The sequence below is a fragment of the Candidatus Nanopusillus massiliensis genome, from assembly GCF_920984865.1.
Genome location: NZ_OV100765.1, coordinates 573,173 through 574,318, shown reverse-complemented (window position 1 = coordinate 574,318; position 1,146 = coordinate 573,173). Strand labels below are relative to the sequence as shown.

Here is a 1,146-nt window from a genome sequence, read left to right as displayed (position 1 = left end):
AAAAGATTCATCTTCAAAACCTTTTATATGTTCTGCTTTCCCTTTTAAATATTTCATATGGAATTAATATTGGAAACCAATANNNNTCAGATTCATTTTTTTCTAATTCATTTTCTAAGATACTCAATATCTTTCTAATTGCNAAATATCCATTTGAATAATAAACAGGCATTCCTTTTACAGGATATTTATCATCAATAATCTTAGAAATTCTTATTATATTGTTATACCAATCAGAAAAATTAGAATTNNNNTCTAAATTGCTTTCTTTCATAGTAGAAAAAATCTAATGATACATTTTTAAATATTATATTATTTAATATTATGTATATGATCTTCTCTACTTNAGGTAGAGAAGTGAGNNNNATGATAAAGATGAGGGGGATGAGAGGGAATATATAGTCTCAGGAACCCGCTCGGTGGATGCCTAGGCTCTGAAGCCGAAGAAGGACGTGATAAGCTGCGAAAAGCTGGGGGGAGGTGCATGCAACCGTTGATCCGTAGATTCCCGAATGGGATATCCTGCCGAAAGGCATCCCGTAAGGGAGGGGAACGCGGGGAAGTGAAACATCTCAGTACCCGCAGGAAGAGAAAATAAAGTAATGATTCTGTGAGTAGTGGCGAGCGAAAGCGGAAGAGACTAAACCGAATCCTCTAAAGTAATTTAGAGGAGATGTGGGGTAAAGGGGAGGGAGCTTCCCGTTATTATATTCTCAGAACTACGGTGAAAGTCCGGGGCCGTAGAGGGTGAGAGTCCCGTAGGCGAATATAATAACGGGATTTCTCGCTTCCGGAGTACCGGCGGTTGAATTTCCGTCGGGAAGTTGGGGGGACCAGTCACCAAGGCTAAATACTATCTGAGACCGATAGTGAACCAGTACCGTGAGGGAAAGGTGAAAAGAACCCCGGGGAGGGGAGTGAAATAGAACCTGAAACCGGGCGGGGATTGTCTGGTAGGGCTAGTTAAGCACCTTATCTGGGAAAATCTGGTGACGGGTGAGTACCAGATAAGGTGCTAGCTAGTTCTACCGTGAGTTTTGAAGAACTTGCGGGGGAGTATACCCGAGTGGCGAGGTTAAGGTTTATACCGAAGCCATAGGGAAACCGAAAGCCCGTAACCGTGGTCGTCCAGGTGAGGGGCACCGT

The 1,146-nt window shown here is 42.7% G+C and carries 1 rRNA gene (running past one end of the window); it reads left to right on the top strand.

Going from position 1 to position 1,146, the window contains the following annotated elements:
- Window positions 1-395 precede the first annotated feature (395 nt).
- Window positions 396-1,146 (top strand): 23S ribosomal RNA (locus tag LUA84_RS03700) (it continues 2,196 nt past the right edge of the window).